The following is a 20,108-nucleotide window of genomic DNA, read 5'->3' as shown; positions in this document are numbered from 1 at the left end:
TATTTCCCCCCCTTACACACCTTCTTCAAAATATGGGTTCCCTCTCATACCTATCCATAGATCGGATTCTTCCAGTTGATGGGCCAATTGCAGAAGGCGGTGTTCCTCTCCTTTTCCTGCCATCACTTGCACTCCAAGCGGCAGTCCCTCCTGCGTATGATGAACCGGCACACTCATAGCAGGTTGTCCGGTTAGATTGGCAAGCTGAGAAAACGGTGTGTAAGTCAAGCTTGGCAAAAACATGTCATAAATCAGTGCCTGCTGTTCATTTTTCGGCAATGCAGCCATTTGATCGCATAACTTTTCCTCTTCTTTTTCAGTATGTGTCAATTCACCAACTTCAGGTGCTGCGTAGGCAGTGGCAGGTGTAATATAAAAATCATAGCTTTGATGGAGTTGTGCCATCTGTGCCGCTGCCGTATCCCATGATGAAAGGCTGGCTGAAAACTCGGCGGCAGAAACGGATTTTCCTGCCTGATTTAAGAGCCACGTCTCCACTTCCACATCGTCTTTGTCAAGCGGCCTGCCAAGCATTTCTTCCAAACCGAGCATCACCGAAGCAATTTCTCCGCTGTTCATCAAGTAATAGTTTTGCATCAGCTTGATTCCGTCCACTCCATGATCCGTTTCTTCCACCATATGGCCTTCCTGTTCCAGCCAGTGAATGACTTTTTCCACAGCTTGTACAGCATCACGGGAAACGGGCGTGTCCACGGGGGACGTTGTGGAAAAAGCGATACGCATCGGTTTCCTGAAATCTTTTTGCATCGCTTCTTTATAACTGCCCGGAAAAAATGGCGTCTGAAATGCCGCTTCCGGCTGCACGACTTGCAAAATATCCAGCAGAGCAGCACTGTCCCGAACAGTTTTACTCAGCACAAAATCAATGGCCGCTCCCTGCCACTGCCTCCCTGTTCCCGGCCCCACCGGCGTTCTTCCCCGGGTTGGCTTCAGCCCAAACAGCCCTGTGAAAGAGGCCGGAATGCGGATCGACCCACCGCCGTCACTTGCCCCTGCTATTGGGACAATTCCCGAGGCAATAGCCGCTGCTGCTCCGCCGCTTGAACCACCAGGTGAATAATTAGGGTTCCATGGGTTTTTTGTTGCCCCGTACCACGCTGGTTCTGTAATATTTTTCAAGCCAAATTCCGGTGTATTTGTGTGCCCAATAAACTGCAGACCGGCTCCACGCAGTTTTTTCACAAAATGGGAATCCTGTGTCACTTTGTTTGTCTTTAACAGGCGGGAACCGGAAGTAAGCGGCTCTCCCTGAAGGCGCTGGGAAATATTTTTTAATAATATTGGAACTCCCGCAAATGGTCGGTTCTTAACTTCTGCCTCCTTAGCTTCAGCAAATGCTTTTTCTTTTCTTTCATAAACTACCGCATTCAGTAGAGGGTTCACCTTCTCCAGCTGCTGAAAACTTAATTCGATCAATTCCTCCGGCTTTATTTCTTTGCTTTGAATCATTTCCGACATATCTGTTGCATCCAATGTGGTGTATGTCTTAAGCCTCATCCCTGCACCTCTTTAGTTATTTGCCTACAGTGTATCATTCCATGGAATGGAAAAAAAGAGATTTTAATTTTCATGAAGACAGCTAAACTTCAGAATGATGATGATACTAAAAGAAACCTTTGCTTATCCTGGAGGAATTCATACTTTCGGCAGTAGAAAATAAGCACCCTTAATTAACATTCTATTCCTCTCTCGTATCCGTCCCTGTTTTCTTCCATGGGGGATCCCCTATGGCGTGCAATTTTTGATTAATTTTGTAAATAATGTACGGAATGACAAAAGCTAAAATGGTACATAGAACAGTCATCCCGTCAGACAAGTTGCTTATCAAATTGTCCCACATGCTTGCTTCTCCTCCATTAATTGTCCAGTGTATCCGAAGCACCTAAACGTTCAATATTCACACTCGCCGACACCTCAATATCCATTTGAGAGAAATAATTTTCGCCGTGATCCCAATTACCCTCTACCTCTTTCCACAAAGGATGGTGTCTGCGGTATAAAATCTCACCAATCCCCAATACATCCACCTGAAGTTCCCCCTGAATTTTATCGATCGCTTGCTGCATATAGTCTACTGCCCTCTCCTCGGCATGTTGCTCCAGTTTCTTCTCATATTCTTCATCCGTGAGACTTATACTTCCAAATGTTTCTACAACATTGGCATCGACATCCACTTTAGCGAATGCTCGCAAATTTTCTTTATCTTCCCCGGTAATTTCCATACTGGTGTGAAATTCGGTCATTTCCAGCTGTACCAAATCTCCATCAACATGGATATCCAGCATTCCTTCCTTCGTATTTTCCGTCAGTAAATTAAAACCTACTGTTTCTTCGATGTTCAATATACCAACCAGCTGATTTGCTTCCCCGCGAAAAACGCCTGCATTTTCAAATAACACTTGATTTCCTTCCAGTTTAACTTTTGGCAGTACAAAGCTTTTTTCTTCCAGTAAATCTAAATGAAGGTCTCCCAGGTTAACCGGGTTTATTGCTGATGCATCCCCTTGTACACTATCCATTAATTTATCGATATACATACCGGGCAATGGATTGGTCTTCGGATCAATATCCAATATCCTGCTCGCATCCCCTTCTGTCATGATTACTCGGACCGTTCTTCGCATATCTTGGGATCGTAAATATACGTCCATAATATCTGTAAAAAGCTGAGGCTCTATTAGCACATCCTCGGAAATGATTAATACTTTCAAGTGTTGATAAAAAGGGTTTTGATCTGTTCTTTTGCTCTTTGCAGTGTCCAGCATATACAGACTTTCACCTGTTGTTGATAAATTCATATAAGGTTGTTCTCCACTTGCCTCCCCCATTGTCGGCGCACCAATCCCTCCCGGTAACACAAGTTGATTTGTAAATTGGAGGATGTACTTTCCGTCCTTTTTCTCAACCAAATCAATAGCATTACCAATTACAAATCCCCGTTCTTCAATCTCCACCTGGTCCCAGCAGGCTGCAGTAAAAATAAGGGAGATAAAGACAGGCAGGAGGGCAAGAATGCTTTTAACCATTTTTTTTCACACCCTTTATTTTATGAATAATTGTAAGCACTAGTGCGGTTCCGACCGTTAAACCGAGTCCATAATAACTGAGAAATGTGCCAAATTGCTGTACTTCAATATAACTTTCCGGAAACATCCCTGTAAAAAATACAAGCGGTGATAAAAATAAGATCAGCTTTATTTTTTTCACGGTGATGACAGATTTAAGGGCAAAGACTGTGGCATCAAAAGCCATACACATGGTATTAAATATCGCCATAATCCAAATAACAAAAAAAATCGAGTCAAACCGTTCAAAAAAACCTCCGGGCACTTTAATTTCTTTTGCCAATTCAATAACAGGAATAAACAAATTGGAAGCGGCGGTATTTCCAAACACACCGACAGTTACTATAAATACGATGATATAAATCATGACGGTAAGACCCATGCCAAAAAAGGCCATCTTTGGTGCCTTTTCCGGATTTCGTACCAGGGATATGTAAAAAAATAATATGCCAAAACCAACAAACGAAATAGCACTCTCCTCTATCCCCCTCAGAAAACCATGAAAGTCCGTCTGAAAAAAAGGCTGCAGATTTTCCGGTTCAAATATCCCGACGGAAAAGGAGACAATAGTGAATAAAATAAATAAAATAATGGGCAAAAACAACATATTTAAGCGAAATAATCCTGCTCTTGATCCTGATACCGCGTACACTACAACCAACAGAAAGGTTAACCCAATCACTTCTATCGGTGTCCGTTCAAATAAATATGCCTGGGCAATATCCGAAATAGACCGGACAACATAGGCACTCACCATGACCCCGTTTATGGAGAAAAGAATGGTTAGGATGATGGCCACCGGTTTTGTCACCAATGCAGAAGCATACGTCATAAATTCCTGATTGGGAAAACTTGCAGCAAGCTTGGCAATTAACCATGTAACCGATACGAGCAGCATCCCGCTAATGACAATGGAAACCCAGCCATCAATGCCAATAGTGGGTTCAGCAACTTGGGAAGGCAAAGTAAGAATGCCAACTCCTATTACAATCGAAGGGACTGCAATCATGATTTCCTGTTCTGATATTTTTTCATCTGCATATTCAAAATGTTTCAAGACGTTGGACCTCCTTTATCTGCAGACCGCTTATCTTTTGTCAGCAGATGTCCCCGGCGTGTCGATAGCAAAGGGTCCGGTACCCGGAGAATTAGATCCTTCCAGTCACGGAGAAAGCCCGGAGCGAACGGGGAAGAATATGGCACTCCTAAACTTTTCAAATTGACAATATGAATGTTTACCATAATATAGACGAGCACAATACCATAGAGTCCCAAAAAAGCTGCTGCAAACATAAACCCAAACCGCAGCATGCGAAATGCAATAGCAGTACTGTAGGAAGGAAATGAGAACGAGGCGATAGCAGTGATGGCGACAACAATCACCATGACCGGACTCACCATTCCTGCTGTCACCGCCGCCTCCCCAATAACCAATCCACCGACAATACCAATCGTCTGGCCAATGGTCTGAGGCAAACGCGCTCCCGCCTCCCGCAATAGTTCCATCGTGACAGCCATGAGCAATGCTTCAATAAAAGCGGGAAAGGGAACCCCTTGTCTCGTTGCAGCAATGGAAAAAGCCAAGTCAGATGGAATCATGCCCTGATGATAGGAGATCAGTGCGATATATAAAGATGGTGCAAACAAAGCAATGAATGCGGCAAAATAGCGTAATATACGAAGTAATGTACCAATTTGCCACCGTTCATAATAATCTTCAGGAGACTGCAAAAGATTCCCCAGTGTGGTTGGCAATACGAGCACATACGGTGTGCCATCCAGCAAAATGGCAATTTTACCATACAGTATAGCTGATGCCACTTTATCCGGCCGCTCTGTACTATCCGTTACTGGAAACGGAGTTAAAAAGCTGTCCTGAATCCAATGTTCGATAGTTCCGGACTCCAAAGCACTATCCGTATCAATGGTTTCCAATCTGCGGTTCACTTCTTTTAAAAGTTTCGGATTAACGATGCCTTCCATATAAGTGACAACCAGTTTTTTCTTCGCTCTGCGGCCTATCCGATGTGACTTGAAACGAAGGTTGGGATCATTAATTTGCCTGCGGATCAGCATGAGATTCGTCTGCAGATTTTCTATGAATCCATCTCTCGGTCCGCGTATTAACGATTCTGATTCCGGTTCGTCAATCGACCTCGTTTCCCAGCCCGGTGTGGGCATAATCAGTACTTCCACCACACCATCTATAAATAGAACCGTGCTTCCGGATAATAAAGCAATTGTCATATCATCCCATAGCTGGGCTTTTTCAATTTCTGTAACAGAAATAATATTATTCTTTAGTTCATCAACAAGCTTACTTACATCTTCCGGCAGTTCATTTTTCTTTGCCAGGATTTGAAGGTTTTTGACAATATCGGTATGTACTAATTGCTTATCTACCAACCCATCTATATTGACAAGTGCGTATCTTTGTTTATTTTCGCCAAGGGATAGTTCCCTGACTACGAGGTCATCCGGTTCATCAAGCATTTTTTTCAGGTTATTCAGATTTTCATCCAGGCTTTTATCAAACTCACCAGTGTAGGCTTCTTCCGTTTGTTTTTTTACTTGTTTCTTTTTAAGGGTTCGGCGTTTCAAAAATTATCACCCTCCATCAGAACAGAATTTACTTTACATCAATAATGGCACAGAGTGGGAATACAATGATTCCATTTCTTTTCTTTTGCCCCTGTTTCCGTATTTTTATACAAACGGATAAATGCTGTATAACACGTAAAATTAATACCATACTAAAAAAGAGGAATGCATTATTTTTTTAACGGAAACGGAGGCAAAATGTCATGGAGAAAAGCATCCCGTTAACTGCAGCAGAACTCGGACAGATTTGGGGAAGCTATATGGATGCCAGTTTAAATAAAGCAGTTTTTTCGTACTTTATAGAGAAAGCGGAAGACGAAGAAATAAAATCGGTGATCCAGCAAGCCCTCGATTTATCACAGAACCATGCCGAAAGCCTTAAAAAATTCTTCGAGATGGAAAATCATCCGCTCCCAACAGGATTTACGGAGGAAGATGTAAATACGGAAGCACCGCGACTATATACAGATCAATATATGCTGCAGCATTCTTTACAGTTGGGAGCACTTGGTATGACAGAAGCAACTGCAGCATTAAGTATGACGGCCCACAAGGATATTTATGACTATTTCAAACAGGCTCACCAGTATTATAATAGTCTTCATGAGCACGCAATGGCAATTGCCATCCAGAAAGGAATCTTCCTCCGCCAGCCAATAATACCGGTTCCAAAGAAAGTTGATTTTGTGAAAAAGCAAAATTTCATTCACGGCTGGTTTGGCGATCGGAGACCATTATTGGCACCGGAAATTGCCAACTTATACTCAAATTTGCAGCGTAATGCTTTGGGTGCTGACACACTTACAGGATTTAGCCAGGCAGCAAAATCGGAAAAAGTAAAATCCTTTATACAAAGAGGTATAGAAATTGCCAAAAAGCACACCAATATATTTACCGACATTTTAAAAGAAAGTAACGTACCTGTGCCTATGGGAAGCGATGCATCTGTTACGGATTCATCAGCGGTTTCTCCTTTTTCCGATAAACTGATGATATATCATACAACCGGAATGATCACACTCGGGATTGCCTTTTACGGAACAAGCATCCCGGTAAATATAAGAAAAGACATCGCAACTCATCTCATACGGCTCAGCGGAGAAGTTATTTTATATGCGGAAGATGGGGCAAATCTTATGATTGAAAATGGATGGATGGAAGAACCGCCCCGAATGGTCGACCGGGATGAACTGGCTAAGAAAAAATCGGGAAGGAGTAAAGCGGATGACAATGAGTACTAGTCTCTCTGGCTTACCACAATTGCAGGAAGGTATTTCTGTACATTGGGTAATCGAACAGCCTGAACGCAAAGCCGTTGGCAATATAAATCAAGCTCAACAAATGCATAACATTTCCCATGAAAAATTACCAGCAATCATTGGTCCAGTTTTAAAAATGGGGCGGCTTCATTCCCAGCCTGTTAACTTTAATGTACTATGTTTCAGTAAACATACTATCTCTCGGCTGTTCGATAGAAATATTAAAACGCTTTACGAACAACCCGCTCCCCCGGTAACGGCTGTTTGGAAAACTTTGAAAAATATTCATATCGGCAATGTAACTCCCTTTAAAATGGAAAATATCAGGGCACACCATTTAGTTGATACGAAGAAGAAACTGCCGCCAATATTAACGCCGGAAAAGAATTGGCGAAAAAACGGGTAATCAGCATGGGAAATCATTTGAACAAGAAAAGCAGAAAACTTGAAGCGATCCTCTGGAGTGTTGCCCTGCCAGGGTTCGGACAACTTCTCAACGGAAAATATCTCAAAGGTCTTTTTTTTATCATATTGGAAATTATAATTAATGTAATGGGAAATTTTAATCGTATTATTGTACTTAGTTTTAATATGGAAATTGAAAGAGCCATTGCTGAAACGAATTATTTATGGCTTATGTTTTACCCATGTTTATACTTTTTCAGTATATGGGATGCTTATAAAGATGCGGGTGGGGGAAAGACGGCTTTTGCATACTTGCCGCTTGTATTTTCAGCCTATTTTGTCACGGTAGGTTTAATTTTTTCAGCAAGACTTACATTATTTGGATATTTAATTGGTCCTATGTGGCTCCCCATTTTATCCCTGCCTGTAGGTTTGGCAGTCGGGGCCTTGATTCGCTGGATTTTATTAAAAGTATATAGCAATGAGGCGGAGGAGTCTTCGTAAAAGTGCACTCGATCAGTTTATGTTGAGTGTACTTTTTATTTTGGGGAGGTAAACTACTGAAGTTTTTGCCGTTGTTTGATGAAGTTACTTTATTGTTGTATATAAAAAAGGGACCCAAACGGATCCCTTTTTTTACTGCATATTATTATTCTGCTGTGAACCTTGTGCCTGCTGCACTTGCTGAAGTGCTTGCTGAACCTGTTGCTGCGCTTGCTGTAATTGTTGGTTTTGTTGCGCATCCGCACCAGCTTGTGCGTTCTGCAATTCCTGTTGAACCTGCTGCAACTGTTGCTGCGCTTGCTGAATCTCCTGCGGATTTGCATTTGCCTGCGCTTGCTGTACAGCCTGCTGTGCAGCCTGAGCTTGTTGTAAAGCCTGCTGCATCTGTTGGTTATTTGCCATAATAAATCCCTCCTGCATTTTTTGAGCATTGTGCTCTCTGTATTTAGCGTGCCGAATTTATAGGGGATTATGTATTTTTTCATGCTTTTTTTAGCTAGTTTTTTACTGAATACTTTCCAGCGAACCGTGCTGATCAACTACCTCTACCTAACAGGATTCTTGATAATCTGCAATAGAATTAAAAACTTGGCTACCAGGATTCGAACCTGGGGATCACGGGATCAAAACCCGTTGCCTTACCGCTTGACTATAGCCCATTAAAAAGAAATAATTTTGCACAATCCATCTTATTTTGTGCCCCTCTTCCTTCTTTATTCCTCACTTTTTTTTACTTTTTTCAGTTCAACCTGGATGACCCTGTATCAATACGTTGCTGCCCGAAGTACCATCCAATAAATCATAGAGGTACAATAGAACACCAGCCTTCCCGGGTCCAAGTAGTTTGCCCCTTTTTACAATCAAAATCTATTTCACACTATGATTAATGATGGTATTTTCGGGAATAGCACATATAGAATTTGTAAAAGGAGTGGTATTGTTGAGTCAATTAAAGGCAGTTATTTTAAATTGTTCTTTAAAAACGTCAGATGAAGAATCGAATACAGATGCTTTGATCAAGAAATTCGTGTCTACCTTCGACGAGAAAAACGTAAAATCGGAAATTCTCCGGGTCGCTGACTACACTCTGGGTTACGGAATCAGTGCCGATACCGGCAATGGAGATGAATGGCCAACGATTTTATCGAAAATAAAGGATGCAAATATTGTTGTTCTGGGAAGTCCTGTCTGGCTGGGAGAGAAGAGCAGCATTTCGAAATTGGTGCTGGAGCGTTTAAATGGCTCCAGTGACGAAACGAATGATCAGGGACAGCCTATTTTTTACAATAAAGTAGGTGGAGCTGTCGTTACTGGAAACGAAGATGGGGCGAAAAAAGCTGCCGGTGAGTTAATATTCGGGCTATCCCAGCTTGGCTTCCTTATTCCACCAAACCCGCTGGCATACTGGGTAGGAGATGCAGGGCCGGGCCCTTCCTATATAGAGGCTGAAGGGCATAAGAGTGAATTTACACAGGAGAATGCTACAATGGCCAGCCATAATCTGATTCATTTGGCGGAAATGTTGGATGAACGCCCGATTCCTGCAGAAGGAAATGCATCATAATAAATGAATTCATAAAAGAGTGCTTGCCTTACTACGCTGTCTGGCAGGCACTTTTTTTCCCAGTCATTTCAATTGCAAGTGAATTCCTGATAAAGTTGAAAAACCAGGTGCCTTTCTTTAAAAGCGATAGATGAGTAAATTCATTTATGTCGCGATTATTAAAAATACTCCTAATAATGTTTTGACAAATCCTAAAGGAAACGGGAGAATATGACATAATAATTGATTTGGAAAGGTGAAACATATGCGTGTAGCCATATTTGATTTTGATGGGACTTTGTACAAAAAAGAAACATTCCCCGTGTTAATGAATCATTTAAAAAAACATCCCTTGTACAGTAATAGGTACAGGCGGTTTTTTCGTACGATCCTCCCTCCCTACATCGGATATAAGTTAAAGGTCTATCCGGAAAATAAAATGAGGGAACGTTCCATGCAAATTTATTTATCGTCGTTGAATGGTTTATCAACAGAAGAAGTGTACGGATTTTTTTCCGAGCTGGCTGACAAAATGAAAGAGGATTATAATCAGCAAGTAGTGGAACAATTAAATCATCACACCGCAAACGGTGATTGTATCATGCTTGTATCCGGTGCCTTCATGCCATTGCTTGAAGAAGCCACTAAAACGTACCATGTTGATAAAATTATAGGTACAGAAGTGCCTTTTGCAGAGAATAAGTTTGACGGTACAGCAGCTATTTACCACATACAGGGTCAACGAAAAAAAGAACAGATTGAACAAGCGTTGGAGAATACAGATATTGACTGGGAAAACAGCTACGCCTACGCAGACAGTTTTTCGGACCTTCCTGTACTGGAAATGGTCGGTAACCCGGTTGCTGTACAACCGGAACCCCGTTTAAAAGCTGCCGCAAAAGAGCGTAAATGGAAAATTATTTAATAGGATCGCCACTGCAGCAACTTGTGTAAGGATAGTACAGTTTGTTCCACTCAAATTATGGCTGGCATACATAAGCCGACTGACAAGAGCATTATTAATAAAAATGGGAGAATACCCGATTGCAGGTATCCTCCCATTTTTATTTTTTAGTTCGACAAAATTCGAGCTTTTTCGGGTGGTGCCTGTGCTCAACCCCCTTATAATGGACAATAGGGTATAATGAAAATACGTCATTACGGACTTTTATAAGGGGGTTATAAAATGGATGAAAAGCAAAGAAAGACCCACAAAAGTGCTGAATTTAAATTGAAGGTAGTACAGGATATTCTTGAAAATGGTCGGAGTGTTGCACAAGTTGCCGAAGAGATTGGTGTACATCGGGATACGGTTAATAATTGGCGTAAAGCTTATCTTTTAAATGGTAAAGAAGGATTAATCAATCAACGTTCTGTTACTCAACGGAAGAAAGTTAATGAAGGACAAAAAGTGACAGAGCTAAAGAAAGAGCTAAAAGAAAAGGAATTAGAGATAGAAATCCTAAAAAAGTTCCAGGCCTTTCTCAAGGAGAACGAATAGCCAAAAAATATGATGCGGTTACTTATTTGAGGAAGGCTCATCATTATCCTGTGGTCCTGTTATGCCGCGTACTTGGTGTGTCCAAAAGTGGCTATTATGCTTATTTAAAGCGTGTTAGAAGGCCCGTGTCCACGGAAGAAAAGCAATTGCTGGATCAAATTAAAAAAATATATAGAAGGCATAAAGGAACATACGGTGCCAAACGGATCGCTAAGGAATTAAAAGGAGCAGGGATAACTGTTAACCACAAGAAAGTTGCCCGCCTTATGCATGAAGCTAATTTAAAAGCTAAAGTGCGGCGCAAAAAAACGACCAGTGAAGCTAGAACCAGTTCAACCGGTTTTGTTTATGAAAACCTTCTGGATCGTAATTTTGATGCAAATCATCCAAACCAAAAGTGGGTGACGGATATGACGGAGCTGTGGGTGGAAAACCAAAAAGTTTATATTTCAGCCGTTATGGACTTATTTAACCGGGAGATTATCGCTTTTAAAATATCGGAGAGCCCAAACCAGCAGTTAATTAAGGATACGATTGAAGCAGCACAAAGAAAAAGAAGGTTAAAGACATTGGAAGGCGTACTCATACACAGCGATCGGGGCAGCGTCTACAGATCACTTATGTATCATCAATTGAGCAGCAAACTTAAATTTATACCCAGCATGTCAAGGAAGGCAAACTGTTGGGATAATGCCGTCATTGAAAGTTTTTTCTCACAGCTTAAAACAGAATTTCTTTGTTTCTATCCCAACTGTTCACGAAAGACTTACAGGAAAAATTTATTATCCTTCGTAAAACGATTTAATGAGAAACGAATCCAAAAGAGACTTGGGTTCATTTCTCCTAAAGCATATTATGTACAATACAAAAATTGTGCCTGACTGCCGTCCATGTAACCACAGCGTAGCTGCTTGCCCTTGACTGTCGTGCCACTTCTTAGTGATCGCTGGAAGGGGACGGGGCCCCGCCAGCGGAACTTAGAAGTGATTGTCCATGGTACGCTTGTTAGGCGGATGGTCTTCCCCTTGGGGGATTATTTCTCCCATCCGCCAGTCAAAAAATACCATGGACACAAACAAAGTCAAGGGTGGTGGGTCAAGAAAACCTATATTGATTGTCGACTTTTTTAATGTCCTTTTTTAAGGGGCTTGACCACTGTCACTACAGTACCAGGCACCGCCACTACCTCTGCGGACTATCTGTTTCTCCGCGATTTCTTCACTTCTCTTACGTTGGTCTCCCAGGCTCGGTCGTTGTCCATCATTTTCTTGGCTGCATATATTAATATGAATTGAAGGGCGATGATAGGAACGCCCATAATGCCTGATAATACTTCCAACGGAGGCAGCCCCCCAATTCGCATAAGGATCAGTGCCAGTATCGTGATAACTGCTGCTACAAGCAGGCGCAAATGCTTAGATGGTTCGTATTTGGCCATGTTTTCCCTGCTTGTATAAGACGCGATCGTATAGGTGGTGGAGTCAAGCGTCGTAACAAGGAACACCATTGCAATAATCACAAAGGCAATCATGGCAATAGTTCCCAATGGCAGCGAACTTAAAATGGCCGGGATTGCCGACATTACATCATCGGCTGCTATTTCCAGCACAGGCAGTTCCCCGGTAATATAACGATGTACACCAAGGCCGCCCAGAATTGCCGTCGCAATCCAGGAAATAAGTGTTGGGGCCAGTAAATAGGTTAAAATCATTTCCCTGACTGTACGTCCTCTGGAAATTTTGGCAGCAAACACACTGTGCAGCATCGCCCAGGTCGCACTATAGGCAAACCAGAATACCGTATTACTTTCAATATGAGTCATCTCCCCTAAAGCAAGGGAATTAGTGGACAAGGACATTTGGAAATAATTAGAAAACAGGAATCCAATCGTATCTGAAAAATAACTAAGAATGAAAATCCCCGGACCAATCAACATAATAAAAAGTCCAAACCCAGCTGCAAAGTACATATTAAATGTACTCAGCCGTTTAATCCCTCTTTCTATCCCCAGATAGGCGCTGATAGAAAATAGAAACACCCAGATCAGGGTAACCATTAATGTCAGCGTAAAGGTTATTTCCATATTAAAAATCTCTGCCAGATTATAGGTGACGATGGGAGTACCCAAACCAAGCGTTACCGCTGCCCCTGCAAGGATACTGATAAGAAAAAGAATGTCCAGTAACTTCCCGCCAAGACCGTCGGTAAATTTATCCCCGAACAATACCCGGGTTGCCTCGGAAACCCGCATCAACGGCCTTTTCTTTACGTGCAGGATATACGCAAATGCCGGTGCTGCCATGACAAATATCGCAAACACCTGTACACTCCACATGAACATTCCGTAAGCATTCCCCCACAAGAGAGCTTCCGCCGATTCCGGCTCCACTCCGAACGGAGGATCAATTGCTACCTGAGTCCATTCTGTCATACCGGTTCGCATAATCGTAGAACCAAGCCCCATAGCAATCAAAATAGAGGCATATTCAAACAAAGTAAATCTCGGTTTTTCCATAGGATCTCCAAAGACTACGTCTCCATATTTGGAAAAAGATAAGTATAAGCCAGCGATCACGAGAATGATAGCGTACCAGATATAGCCCCAGCTAAATGAATTAACGATAAAGTCAAAAATGTCATTCAATAAATCAAGCGATTCTGCTTCATAGAGGGAAAATGGGATACTGATTGCAATAATGATAAGCAATGATGGAATAAATATCTTATAATCTATTAATCTTTTTCTGTTTGTTGTTTTACTGTTTTGCGGCAATGTTCTTCCTCCTCTTTCCTGATAATCCTGCTTCCATGCCTTATTAAGTAAATCTCTCGGTTATCTTTATTTTTCCTTTTGGAAGGCAGGATAAACATAGATAAAAAATGATATGTTTCAGTCATTTTTCAAACTATACAGGAAACAACAAAATCCCTCCTTTAGTTTCATCCTCTATTATTACGGTAACATATTTAACAAAGTCAGAAGGAAGAAAGGAAGATGATATGACAGCTGAAGTAGTGATCATGAATAAAAAGGGGTTGTCTTTGGCCGCAGATAGTGCCATCACTAGTGGCAGGGACGGAATTCAAAAAGTGTACAACTCCGCCAATAAGTTATTTTCCTTATCGGGCCAGCACCCCGTCGGCCTGATGATTTATGGTGCCGCTTCATTCATGGAAGTACCCTGGGACGTTATTATTAAATCCTACCGAGATTATTTAGGGGAAAAAAAATATGAGAATTTAACAGATTATGCAGAGGGACTGATGCAGTTTCTAAACGAGGATGAGCGCTTTAAAAATAAAGAGATTGAAAGTATCATCGTTGACCGTACTTACTCTGATAAGCTGAAACAAATTGTCAAAGAAGTAGAGGAAAAAATGGAGCAGCATCCGAATGAAGAACATATGGACAACAGGATACATGATTGGTTGACGGAAAGAACAGAAGCTCATTTAAAAAGAATGAAAAAAATGGAAACTGTTTATCTTGATATACGTTTTCTCACATTCAAAAAAGCTTTTCACCCGCTTATTAAAGAAATAACAACTGAACTGATCACCCACCCTATTTCCGGTCAATTGGAAAAAAAATTATGTGAATTGGCCTTTGAAACAGTCAAAAAGGACTTTTTCAGTGCCGGGAGCAGCGGAATTGTTATTTGCGGCTATGGTGAAAAAGAAATTTTCCCCCATTTGCTGAATTACAGGCTGGAAGGATTCGTTTTTGGTCAATTAAAATATAAAAAGCTGAAAGAAAGAAAAATAAGCTATACTTCTGATAAAAAAGATGGAACGGCAAGTATTTCAGCTTTTGGGCAAACGGAAATGGTTGATTCTTTTTTACTCGGTATGGAACCGAATATGGCAGATGCCGTATTTGGCATTATTAATAAAGTATTCCTCAACTATTACGAACAGATCAATAAGCATACAAATATCGATTTAACAAACGAACAGGTTACCTCCTTGGAAAAATTGGGTAAAGAAGTATATACCTCTATTAATGAAGCTGTAGATGAATACCAGCAGCAGCATTATATGAATCCGCTGCTTGGTGTTGTCAGATCATTACCGATAGAGGAACTCGCGGAAATGACAGAAGCGCTTGTAAACCTCACTTCCTTTAAACGACGTGTAACAAGAGCAACTGAATCTGTCGGCCCACCAGTCGATGTAGCTGTGATCTCAAAAGGAGATGGATTTGTCTGGGTGAAGCGAAAGAATTATATTGATCCTCAAATAAACTATCGCTGGGAAGGAGGCGGTTAAATGACACCAAATAAAAAAGAACCACCAAAAAAAGAGCATTTCTTTAATTTAAAAGAAGAAGACCGGCTTGAATTTGAATTAAAGGATAGGGAAAAGCAAGAAAAAGAAAATGTGGCCAGAAACGTGATGGACAGGCTAAACGGAAAGTACAATAAATAAAATTCGACAAATGGGGTTTAGAAAAATCCATACGTGGAAAACAAAGAACTGTAAGGCGATCTCACCGCCTAAATCATTGAAAGGAGTTGTTACCGATGGCTCAAAACAATAAGAACAATAACAACAAAATGTCCCGTGAGAAAGCAGGACAAAAGGGCGGAAATCAAACAGCAAGAAATCATGATCAGGAGTTTTTCCAGGATATAGGACAAAAAGGTGGAGAAACTACTTCTCAAAATCATGATCAGGAGTTCTATGAGGATATCGGGCAAAAAGGCGGAGAAACTACTTCACAAAAATACGATCAGGAGTTTTATGAAGAGATCGGCCAAAAAGGTGGAAACGCCACATCTCGTAACCATGATCAGGAATTCTATCAAGATATAGGGCAAAAAGGCGGAGAGACAACCTCCCGTAACCATGATCAGGAATTTTATGAAGAAATAGGCAAAAAAGGCGGAAGAAGCCGTCAGCAAAATAACAACAATAACTCTTAAAAAAACTGGGACGAGGGTAAGCTACCTCGTCCCATTTCTTTTGAAGAAAAAGCTTGTTTCCAGTTTGGATATCAGTACGCAAGATGTACTTATCAGCGGATCCCCTCCAACATTCATCCTCAATAAACCCTTCACTAAAAAGAGGCATCCGCCAAAACCGGATACCTCTTTTTTATTTAATCTTCCTTTTTATCCTTTACTCCAATTGCTCTTCCCGGTCTTGGGGAATCTGCTGTTCCGTAGAGCTTCCCGTTCCACGGATCAATCATAATACCCTTGACGTCACCGAGACGGTCGTCTGCAGATATACTTTCAAACCCCCTGCCCAGGTTATAGCCCAATTCCTTTAGTTTTTCCATTGCTTGTTCATTGATACCGTCTTCCCATTCCCAGGAACGCTGAGGGTTATTGAAGATCCGAGGTTCATCAATGGCTTCCCCTACATCCATTTTATAATCGAGCACGTGGAGAAGTACTTGTGCTACAGACCCGACAATCGTTTCTGCGCCTGGTGAACCAAGCGTGAAGAACGGTTTCCCCTTATGATAAACAATGGTAGGTGTCTTGGAACTCACTGCAAATTTGTTTGCGTTCGCTTCATTCACCGTTCCGGGTTCAGGATTAAAATCAGTTAAATCATTATTCAAAATAAATCCGTACCCGGGAACCATAATTCCTGAACCGAAAATCCGCTCTATGGAAGACGTGCATGCTGCAATATTTCCCCATTTGTCTATTGCAGTGAAATGAGTGGTCTCCATTCCGTGAAAACTCGTATCCTGCCTCTGTTTGTAGCTTGCCTTTCCTTCTTCATACTTCCAAGGTTCTCCCGGATTTATTTTCTCTTTCCGCTCATTAAAATCTATCAGTTTTAACCTTTCCTTAATATAAGCCTCTGAAAATAGGCCCTTTAATGGTAATTTAACAAAATCCGGATCGCCAATATGTGTCTGCTGGTCAGCCAGCACCACCCTGATTGATTCAGCCACCAGATGATATTTCTCCCAGGAATGTACATCGGATTGACTGATATTAAGTTTCTCAAACATTTTCAGCAGCAGGGATATGGCAAATCCTCCTCCATTTGGCGGCGGTGGAAAAGCCAGATCGTATCCTTTGTAACTTCCCCATAAAGGATCCTCCATGACAGCCTTATAGTTTTTTAAATCCGATTTTTTCATAATCCCGCCCATCTTATCCAACGTCTCTATGATTGCATCGGCGATCTCACCTTCATAAACTGAAGAAAAACCTTCATTGCGAATTATTTTCAGCGCTTTTGCCAGATCCGGCTGGCGAATCGTATCCCCTTCTTCCAACGGCTTGCCATCGGGAACAAACACCTTTCTTGCTTCTTTTCCAAACCGGTCTTTAAAGTTATCTATGGTTCTTTCCCACAGGCTGTTCACATGGTAATCATTTTCCGCCAATTTAATAGCCGGGTCAATGAGGTGTTTAAGTTCCTTGCTGCCATAGGTGGTATGCGCCAATTCAAGTGCTTTCATGATGCCGGGCACACCTACAGACTTCGCACTGACAGAGCGCTCTTCAAAAGGGATCAGCTCCCCGTCTGCTTTATAAAATATATCCGGGGTTGTAGCTGCCGGTGCCTTGCTGTGACCGTTAATCACCTTTGTTTCCTTCTTTTTATTGTCATAATATAAAATATATCCACCTGCAGCAATACTGGTATTCATTCCTTCCACTGCGGTCAGGGCCATTTGCATGGCAATGACGGCGTCAATTGCATTCCCTCCTTCTTTCAGAACTTCTTCTCCTGCCTCGGCGGCTTCCTTTACCGGGCACGATACCATGCCATCCTTCCCACTTGCAGTATGGTACTTCGAAGCCTCTCCCACAGGCTTTTGATTGTGAAAAATTTCTTCCAGACTCATCAGCACTCACCTCTTTTTTATAATGCAATCTGCACAGCTGTCCATAAAAAATATAAACACTTTCCATGTACCCGTTTCTGCCTCATTTCATTCCTGGGACGGGAGATGAAGGGACATTTTTTCGGGAGGAGCATTTACGCGCAGTCCCAGGTCTTTCGGTGGGACGAGCATTCACGCGCAGTCCCAGATCTTTTCGATGGGACGAGGATTCACGCGCAGTCCCAGGTTCAAGGATTTATATAAATCTGGTCATCTTCATATTTCACCTAAAAATCCAGTAAACCAATTACGGATTTCATTCGATAACATTATTTTTATTCCTTTATGAAAGAAGCCCAGGCCGGAGGGAAATACAGCCGTGCACATAGCTGAGGGTCGAGCGGTTACTTGAGATCGGTTCTATCATACATGGTTGGGAGGATTTACGCCGAGCGTGTACTTGAGGGCGTTCTATCATACATGGTTGGTGAGATTTACGCCGAGCGTGTACTTGAGAGCGATTCTATCATACATGGTCGGGAGGATTTACGCCGAGCGTGTACTTGAGATCAGTTCTATCATTCATGGTCGGGAAAATTTACGATCGAGCGTGTACTTGAGGGCGATTCTATCATACATGGTCGGTGAGATTTACGCCGAGCGTGTACTTGAGATCGGTTCTATCATACATGATCGGAAGAATTCACGACTGAGCGTGTACTTGAGAGCGACTCTATCATACATGGTCGGGAGGATTTACGCCGAGCGTGTACTTGAGATCAGTTCTATCATACATGGTCGGGAAAATTTACGATCGAGCGTGTACTTGAGATCGGTTCTATCATACGTGGTCGGTGAGATTTACGCCGAGCGTGTACTTGAGATCGGTTCTATCATACATGATCGGAAGAATTCACGACTGAGCATGTACTTGAGAGCGATTCTATCATACATGGTCGGCAGGATTTACGCCGAGCGTGTACTTGAGAGCGATTCTATCATACATGGTCGGCAGGATTTACGCCGAGCGTGTACTTGAGATCAGTTCTATCATTCATGGTCGGGAGGATTTACGCCGAGCGTGTACTTGAGAGCGATTCTATCATACATGGTCGGCAGGATTTACGCCGAGCGTGTACTTGAGATCGGTTCTATCATTCATGGTCAGAGAAAGAAACGACCGAACGTGTACACGAGGGCAACTCTATCATAAATAGCCTGACCTCTACTCTCACGATTCCTGCCTTCATGGTTAAACGAGCATTAATTAGACTTCTATGACGGCTTCCTCTCCACGCCACCCACCCCTTCAATCTTTCCATCTATTATATCCACTCTTCTCGCCGTAACCGTAAAAAAACATTTTCATTGCCCATACCTATTATCTCCTTCAGAATAGAGGCAACACCTATCAATCGAAAGGAGGAGATATATTTGGAATTAAGGCAGTTGGAGTATTTCATGATTGTCTGCAAAGAGTTGCATTTTACCAGGGCGGCGGAGAAATTAAATATCTCCCAGCCTACATTGAGCGAACAGATTAAACGGCTGGAGGATGAAGTGGGTATTCCTTTATTTGACCGGATCGGCAAAAGAATTTTACTGACGGAAGCCGGGAAAATTTTACTGTACTATACGCAGTCCATCTTTTTTGAAGTCGAACAGGCAGAGGCGGCACTCCGTGACTTAAATGAATTGCAGCGCGGTAAATTGGTGATCGGCTCCCTCCTTTCCTGTGTGAATTACCTGCTCCCTCCGGCCATCATTGAATTCAAGCGATTATATCCAAATGTAAAGCTTTCTGTCCATGGATTGAAAACAGAAGACATCAAAAAATCACTGATTGAAAATGAGTTGGATCTGGGGATCGCCTTTTTACCTGTGGAAGAGAAAGAATTTGATTCAACACCGTTATTTACGGAAGAACTCTCTCTTGCCGTTTCTTCCGATCACCCGCTGGCTTCTCAATGGGAGATGGATATGAAAACGCTCGAAAGTACATCAACTATTCTGCTTCCTGAAAGTTATTACCTGAGACAGTTGATTGACTCATATTGTAAGGAGCTTGGTTTCACATTGAAGCCAATCCTGGAAATGACAACACTGGAATCTTTAATCCAGATGGTTTCCGAGGGGGTAGGGGTAACGATTTTGCCTGAACCTTACCTTGACTCCCTGAACAACCCCCGAATTACAAAGGTGAAATTAATTAACCCAACACCACAACGGGAAATCGGCTTTATTTACCGAAAAAACAAATTCATCTGCGCTACCACGCAGACATTTATGGGACAAATTATGAAGGCTATTCGCCACGTGTCTTAATTTTCGCGAATCAATCCCAACAGGATACACGCAGAATACCTGTTTTCATGACAACCTGATCAAAATATGTTATTCTATGATCGAC

The 20,108-nt window shown here is 42.0% G+C and carries 19 protein-coding genes and 1 tRNA gene; 11 read left to right on the top strand and 9 right to left on the bottom strand.

All coding sequences use genetic code 11. The features are described 5' to 3' along the window. Positions 1-12: 12 nt before the first annotated feature. The 5 genes from ACZ42C_RS18550 to ACZ42C_RS18530 form a co-directional block, all read right to left on the bottom strand. A complete protein-coding gene (locus ACZ42C_RS18550) occupies positions 13-1,518 on the bottom strand; it encodes an amidase (protein ID WP_461182402.1) in 1,506 nt (501 codons plus the stop codon). A gap of 181 nt (positions 1,519-1,699) precedes the next feature. After that, positions 1,700-1,861 carry a hypothetical protein gene (locus ACZ42C_RS18545; protein ID WP_461182403.1) on the bottom strand — a complete coding sequence of 54 codons (162 nt, stop codon included), beginning with the start codon at positions 1,859-1,861 and terminating at the stop codon, positions 1,700-1,702. Positions 1,862-1,877: 16 nt separating this feature from the next. Beyond that, the gene (locus tag ACZ42C_RS18540; RefSeq protein WP_461182404.1) at positions 1,878-3,047 is read right to left on the bottom strand and encodes a Ger(x)C family spore germination protein; all 1,170 of its coding nucleotides are present in this window, start codon (positions 3,045-3,047) and stop codon (positions 1,878-1,880) included. Continuing rightward, a complete protein-coding gene (locus tag ACZ42C_RS18535; protein ID WP_461182405.1) occupies positions 3,040-4,143 on the bottom strand; it encodes a GerAB/ArcD/ProY family transporter in 1,104 nt (367 codons plus the stop codon). Before ACZ42C_RS18535 ends, ACZ42C_RS18540 begins: the two co-directional genes overlap by 8 nt. After that, a complete protein-coding gene (locus ACZ42C_RS18530) occupies positions 4,140-5,687 on the bottom strand; it encodes a spore germination protein (RefSeq protein ID WP_461182406.1) in 1,548 nt (515 codons plus the stop codon). Before ACZ42C_RS18530 ends, ACZ42C_RS18535 begins: the two co-directional genes overlap by 4 nt. A 203-nt stretch (positions 5,688-5,890) precedes the next feature. Here ACZ42C_RS18530 and ACZ42C_RS18525 point away from each other — a divergent pair, with 203 nt between their 5' ends. The 3 genes from ACZ42C_RS18525 to ACZ42C_RS18515 are packed head-to-tail and all read left to right on the top strand — an operon-like array spanning position 5,891 to position 7,855. Then, positions 5,891-6,928: a DUF3231 family protein gene (locus tag ACZ42C_RS18525; protein ID WP_461182407.1), complete on the top strand. Its 1,038-nt coding sequence runs from the start codon at positions 5,891-5,893 to the stop codon at positions 6,926-6,928. Then, the gene (locus ACZ42C_RS18520; protein ID WP_461182408.1) at positions 6,912-7,352 is read left to right on the top strand and encodes a hypothetical protein; all 441 of its coding nucleotides are present in this window, start codon (positions 6,912-6,914) and stop codon (positions 7,350-7,352) included. The genes ACZ42C_RS18525 and ACZ42C_RS18520 overlap by 17 nt, the downstream gene beginning before the upstream one ends. Positions 7,353-7,357: 5 nt before the next feature. Next, on the top strand, positions 7,358-7,855 hold the full coding sequence (locus tag ACZ42C_RS18515; RefSeq protein ID WP_461182409.1) for a hypothetical protein: 498 nt from the start codon (positions 7,358-7,360) through the stop codon (positions 7,853-7,855). Positions 7,856-7,987: 132 nt separating this feature from the next. On the opposite strand, the gene ACZ42C_RS18510 is transcribed toward ACZ42C_RS18515, so the two are convergent. Together ACZ42C_RS18510 and ACZ42C_RS18505 are read right to left on the bottom strand one after the other, a co-directional pair. Next, complete coding sequence (locus ACZ42C_RS18510) at positions 7,988-8,257, bottom strand: hypothetical protein (protein ID WP_461182410.1); 270 nt, start codon at positions 8,255-8,257, stop codon at positions 7,988-7,990. A gap of 186 nt (positions 8,258-8,443) precedes the next feature. Next, a tRNA-Gln gene (locus tag ACZ42C_RS18505) sits at positions 8,444-8,514 on the bottom strand. A gap of 281 nt (positions 8,515-8,795) precedes the next feature. Between ACZ42C_RS18505 and ACZ42C_RS18500 the strand changes: the two genes are divergently transcribed. The 4 genes from ACZ42C_RS18500 (at position 8,796) to ACZ42C_RS18485 (ending at position 11,780) form a co-directional block, all read left to right on the top strand. Next, on the top strand, positions 8,796-9,419 hold the full coding sequence (locus ACZ42C_RS18500) for a flavodoxin family protein (protein WP_461182411.1): 624 nt from the start codon (positions 8,796-8,798) through the stop codon (positions 9,417-9,419). Between the two features lie 244 nt (positions 9,420-9,663). Beyond that, positions 9,664-10,323: an HAD family hydrolase gene (locus tag ACZ42C_RS18495; protein ID WP_461182412.1), complete on the top strand. Its 660-nt coding sequence runs from the start codon at positions 9,664-9,666 to the stop codon at positions 10,321-10,323. A gap of 261 nt (positions 10,324-10,584) precedes the next feature. After that, positions 10,585-10,899 (top strand): transposase, encoded by a 315-nt coding sequence (locus ACZ42C_RS18490; protein WP_461182413.1) that lies wholly within the window; start codon positions 10,585-10,587, stop codon positions 10,897-10,899. A gap of 26 nt (positions 10,900-10,925) precedes the next feature. Next, a complete protein-coding gene (locus tag ACZ42C_RS18485; protein ID WP_464891302.1) occupies positions 10,926-11,780 on the top strand; it encodes an IS3 family transposase in 855 nt (284 codons plus the stop codon). A gap of 314 nt (positions 11,781-12,094) precedes the next feature. Here the strand turns inward: ACZ42C_RS18485 and ACZ42C_RS18480 are convergent, their stop codons facing one another. Then, positions 12,095-13,672, bottom strand: a complete 1,578-nt coding sequence (locus ACZ42C_RS18480) for a BCCT family transporter (protein WP_461182269.1) — start codon at positions 13,670-13,672, stop codon at positions 12,095-12,097. 227 nt (positions 13,673-13,899) lie between these two features. Here ACZ42C_RS18480 and ACZ42C_RS18475 point away from each other — a divergent pair, with 227 nt between their 5' ends. The 3 genes from ACZ42C_RS18475 to ACZ42C_RS18465 all read left to right on the top strand — a co-directional run bounded on the left by ACZ42C_RS18475 (position 13,900) and on the right by ACZ42C_RS18465 (position 15,824). Further along, the gene (locus ACZ42C_RS18475) at positions 13,900-15,168 is read left to right on the top strand and encodes a hypothetical protein (protein WP_461182268.1); all 1,269 of its coding nucleotides are present in this window, start codon (positions 13,900-13,902) and stop codon (positions 15,166-15,168) included. After that, positions 15,169-15,327: a hypothetical protein gene (locus tag ACZ42C_RS18470; RefSeq protein WP_461182267.1), complete on the top strand. Its 159-nt coding sequence runs from the start codon at positions 15,169-15,171 to the stop codon at positions 15,325-15,327. 95 nt (positions 15,328-15,422) lie between these two features. Then, a complete protein-coding gene (locus ACZ42C_RS18465) occupies positions 15,423-15,824 on the top strand; it encodes a KGG domain-containing protein (RefSeq protein WP_461182266.1) in 402 nt (133 codons plus the stop codon). A gap of 176 nt (positions 15,825-16,000) precedes the next feature. On the opposite strand, the gene ggt is transcribed toward ACZ42C_RS18465, so the two are convergent. Next, positions 16,001-17,719, bottom strand: coding sequence for a gamma-glutamyltransferase (ggt, locus tag ACZ42C_RS18460; protein WP_461182265.1), 1,719 nt, complete (start codon positions 17,717-17,719; stop codon positions 16,001-16,003). A gap of 1,407 nt (positions 17,720-19,126) precedes the next feature. On the opposite strand from ggt, the gene ACZ42C_RS18455 reads away from it, so the two are divergent. Beyond that, positions 19,127-20,023 carry a LysR family transcriptional regulator gene (locus tag ACZ42C_RS18455; RefSeq protein WP_461182271.1) on the top strand — a complete coding sequence of 299 codons (897 nt, stop codon included), beginning with the start codon at positions 19,127-19,129 and terminating at the stop codon, positions 20,021-20,023. Positions 20,024-20,108 lie beyond the last annotated feature (85 nt).

It is taken from the genome of Virgibacillus kimchii, from assembly GCF_055379185.1.
This window is presented reverse-complemented; position numbering and strand designations above follow the sequence as displayed.

Coding starts and splice junctions, on each gene's coding strand:
- ACZ42C_RS18510 (WP_461182410.1), bottom strand. CDS start 8,257: ATGGCAAATAACCAACAGATGCAGCAGGCTTTACAACAAGCTCAGGCT.
- ACZ42C_RS18495 (WP_461182412.1), top strand. CDS start 9,664: ATGCGTGTAGCCATATTTGATTTTGATGGGACTTTGTACAAAAAAGAA.
- ACZ42C_RS18515 (WP_461182409.1), top strand. CDS start 7,358: ATGGGAAATCATTTGAACAAGAAAAGCAGAAAACTTGAAGCGATCCTC.
- ACZ42C_RS18520 (WP_461182408.1), top strand. CDS start 6,912: ATGACAATGAGTACTAGTCTCTCTGGCTTACCACAATTGCAGGAAGGT.
- ACZ42C_RS18525 (WP_461182407.1), top strand. CDS start 5,891: ATGGAGAAAAGCATCCCGTTAACTGCAGCAGAACTCGGACAGATTTGG.
- ACZ42C_RS18550 (WP_461182402.1), bottom strand. CDS start 1,518: ATGAGGCTTAAGACATACACCACATTGGATGCAACAGATATGTCGGAA.
- ACZ42C_RS18540 (WP_461182404.1), bottom strand. CDS start 3,047: ATGGTTAAAAGCATTCTTGCCCTCCTGCCTGTCTTTATCTCCCTTATT.
- ACZ42C_RS18545 (WP_461182403.1), bottom strand. CDS start 1,861: ATGTGGGACAATTTGATAAGCAACTTGTCTGACGGGATGACTGTTCTA.
- ACZ42C_RS18490 (WP_461182413.1), top strand. CDS start 10,585: ATGGATGAAAAGCAAAGAAAGACCCACAAAAGTGCTGAATTTAAATTG.
- ACZ42C_RS18465 (WP_461182266.1), top strand. CDS start 15,423: ATGGCTCAAAACAATAAGAACAATAACAACAAAATGTCCCGTGAGAAA.
- ACZ42C_RS18470 (WP_461182267.1), top strand. CDS start 15,169: ATGACACCAAATAAAAAAGAACCACCAAAAAAAGAGCATTTCTTTAAT.
- ggt (WP_461182265.1), bottom strand. CDS start 17,719: ATGAGTCTGGAAGAAATTTTTCACAATCAAAAGCCTGTGGGAGAGGCT.
- ACZ42C_RS18475 (WP_461182268.1), top strand. CDS start 13,900: ATGACAGCTGAAGTAGTGATCATGAATAAAAAGGGGTTGTCTTTGGCC.